Genomic DNA, 3480 nt, shown 5'->3' with positions numbered 1-3480 from the left:
AAAAATAATGAAAGCTTTATTTACCAAAACAAACTGGCATATCAGGTATTTAACGAAAAGGGGAAATTACTGATAAAATCAAGCAGTGCTTCAGATGCTGCATTTGCTAATAAAAAACAGGGTTACAGTAATTTACAAATTAACGATCAGATGTGGCGCGTCTATACGCTTCATGATCAAGATTTGGGTTTTTGGTTATATGTTGCAGAAAGCGAGTCAATTAGAGATGAGTTATCGACGGAGGTAGTGCTACATATTGTGCTGCCAGCTCTACTTATCTTTCCTCTTTTTCTGGTGCTGTTAGTCGTTATTATCCGAGCGGGTTTAGCGCCGCTTGAGCAGTTGGTCAAAGATATTAACCGACGTGAAGCATACAGTCTGAAAACCATTGATCTTAAGGTGATCCCGCAGGAATTAAGTCCGGTATTAAATGCGATTAATGCGTTAATTACGCGTTTAGATGATGCCTTAACACGAGAGCAACGTTTAACGGCTGATACCGCCCATGAACTACGCACCCCCTTATCTGTGGTTTTGATTCATGCACAAAATGCACTGAACAGCAGTAATGACGAGGATCGTGATATTGCGCTGCGTGAGCTTGATAAGGGAGTCAAACGTGTTGCACGACTGCTTGAACAGCTTCTTACTTTATCGAAAATAACCCCTGAGACGATCCCCAAAACAGAGATTAAATTCCATCAGCTTTGTCAAAATATAGTGGCTGAAATGGCGGTTAAAATAATTAATAAAGAGCAGGAGCTAGCGCTCTGTTGCGATAGCAAAGATCAGGATGTTAGTTTTCTTGGCAGTGAATTTTTACTGGAAATATTAATTCGTAATCTATTGGATAATGCCAGCCAACATACCCCGGAAAAGGGAGTGATTAATTTAACCATCAAAAAAAACCATCAGCAGATGCTATTTATGGTCGAAGATTCGGGGAAGGGTATTTCCCCCGCATTATATTCACGTTTAACCGAACGTTTTTATCGGCAGTATCAACAGCAAGGTAAGGGCGCCGGGTTAGGGTTGACCTTAGTCCATAATATTGTTGAATTTCATCAGGGGGAATTAAGCTTTGAAAAATCCTCGCTGGGCGGCTTAAAGGTTATAGTGACCATACCTTGCCGTTAAACTGGGCCACTAATTTTTTACAGATGGTTACATTTTATCAATCACATTCTGTATGGTGCTAATGCCAAACATCACTTTTTTAATAAATGATTCCGAGCTGGCAACCAAATTGAAATTGGGATGTTGGGACCAAATTTTCTGTAGCCGTTGATCCAGAATAATGGCGGTTTGCTCAGATTCATTTCTGATGGGATTATTGCTTTTTATCTCTTGACCAGATTTAGCCGCTGTTTCAAAGAATATCACGGCATCATAGCGTTCCAGTTCTTCACTTAGGGAACTGTTCATGATTTTAAAGAATTCTTCTTCTGAGCCCGGCCAGTAGGCAAGCCCATCCAAGCAGCCGCGATCGCAGATAATAAGCGAGTCAGGGTGCATTTTTCGCTGCACATCTTCTAAGTTCCGCTGTAAATTAAAGATTGCGATCTGCTGCGCACAAATAACCTTATTGTCTAGCGAACGCTCAATACCACTACTAAAAATCATAGTCGCCGCTTCTGGTACTGAGGATATTTTATCCTTCAATTCGCGGCGAAACAGATCCAGAGCCGTTGTCTTGCCGCCTCCAGGACCACCTGTTACCACAATACGTCTTTTTATATTTAAATTATTCATGTAAACCTCAAACTTAAACTGTTCACATTAAAGACTCGCAGCCGTTAACAGCGATTCGTTTATCGATTAATTAAATTTAAATAAATCAATATGATAATTAAATAATAGTCGTTATTTAGGAGAAAGGGATCGCACTATGCTTGCTAAATATTAACTGTGTCACATAGATAAGGGTTGGTATTGAAAGGAGATAAGCGGGAGTAATCAAGCCCCTTAACGGGGCCTGATTTATTACAGTTTAGAGCGTTAATTCGACAGTAAGCTCTTTTTTGAATTTAGGGAGTGTAATGGTCAGTATCTCACCTTGCTGAACAAATTGTAGTGAGCCCAAGCTTGATGTTACCGCTTTTACTTTGCTGTTTGCGGGCAATACCCACTCTAAGGTGTTGATCGCTAACTTATCTCCCTTGATGCGTGAAAACAGAAGTTGTTTTTGTTTACTTTGCAGATGGATTTGTTGGTAATCCCCTTGTAGATAAGCGCTGCTAGAGCCGTCATCATCATACCAATCAAACTGTTGTGTTCCGAAACCAAATACTTTTAAACGGTTCGCTTTGCTTTCGGTCGAAGGAATCAATGCACCTTGCGCCACATATAACGGCAGGGTGAAAAGTTCATTAATATAAAGATCTTGTTTTACCCATTGCCCTTTTGAAGTCACACTTTTGCCTGTGCGGAAATCAAACCAACTGCCCTTAGGCAGATAGGTACTGGCAATTTTTTGTCCCTGCGCAGCAGCAGATGAGCCTAATAAGAATGGCCCAATCATCTTCATCTCGCCTAGGTTTTTAGCCTGATCATCATTAGGGTAATAATATTCCAGGGAGGGGAAAACCGGCTCTGCATCGAAAGTAGCGCGGAAGGCCAGCGAATAGTAATAAGGCAATAATTGATAGCGTAAGTTAATATTAGCGCGATTACTGTCTATATCGCCTATCCTATCCGGGGCTGTTTCTTTACAATTACAAAGATTTTCTGTGTGCGCGCGTACCGGCACTTCATATAAACTTGAGTAAGCAAACCATTGCGTAAACAATTCATTGATCGCTTGTTCGTCAGTTTGCAGCTTGTCTGAATTTTGTAGCGCCGCGCGATGGAAGCCGCCCACATCAGAGCTGTAATAGTCCAGACCAGACCACATCATGTGCGTTTGTTGCGGCATTTGTGATGCGAGAGACGCAAAATCACTGCCAGTATCACCCGACCACATAACGGCGCCTAACGCCTGCATCCCCATACCGCCTGAGCGTGACATCATAAAGGGGCGTTTTTCCGGATTATTACGTAAATAACCGTCGTAGATGCTTTGCAGCCACTCAGTATTAAAGGAGTTATGGACCATTACATGATCCAGTCCATCACTGTATTTGAATTGGGTGTTATGCATTTCCGGCTCACCAAGATCCGTCCAGTGTCCGGCTATACCCGCATTGATCAGCGCTTGACGTCGATAGTCATGCCAGAAATCCCGGCCTGCTTTATTAGTCCAGTCGAACATGCCGCCATGTCCCCACCAGGCACTGTATTGTGTTGTATCAAGGGTGTTTCCCTGATTGTCGTGAGCCATAAAACCTTTTTTATCCAGTACCTTATATTCTTCTAACCCTTTACTGATATAAGACTCTTCGATCACCATCATGGCGATGTTTTTTTCTTTGTATGCCGCTATTTTATCAACTGGTTTAGGGAAGTTTTTAAGATCCCAAGTCAGACTGCCCATTTTACTGT

The 3480-nt window shown here is 42.0% G+C and carries 3 protein-coding genes; 1 reads left to right on the top strand and 2 read right to left on the bottom strand.

Going from position 1 to position 3480, the window contains the following annotated elements:
* A partial coding sequence (locus ACJAT7_RS18540; protein ID WP_415228272.1) for an ATP-binding protein occupies window positions 1-1137 on the top strand: 1137 nt, incomplete at its 5' end.
* Window positions 1138-1164: 27 nt separating this feature from the next.
* On the opposite strand, the gene ACJAT7_RS18535 is transcribed toward ACJAT7_RS18540, so the two are convergent.
* Both ACJAT7_RS18535 and ACJAT7_RS18530 read right to left on the bottom strand, forming a co-directional pair.
* Window positions 1165-1752 (bottom strand): AAA family ATPase, encoded by a 588-nt coding sequence (locus ACJAT7_RS18535; protein WP_415228271.1) that lies wholly within the window; start codon window positions 1750-1752, stop codon window positions 1165-1167.
* Between the two features lie 238 nt (window positions 1753-1990).
* Window positions 1991-3480 (bottom strand): TIM-barrel domain-containing protein (locus ACJAT7_RS18530; protein WP_415228270.1); only part of this gene is annotated, 1490 nt, incomplete at its 5' end.

It is taken from the genome of Psychromonas sp. (genome assembly GCF_047632995.1).
Taxonomy (GTDB): domain Bacteria; phylum Pseudomonadota; class Gammaproteobacteria; order Enterobacterales; family Psychromonadaceae; genus Psychromonas.
This window is presented reverse-complemented; position numbering and strand designations above follow the sequence as displayed.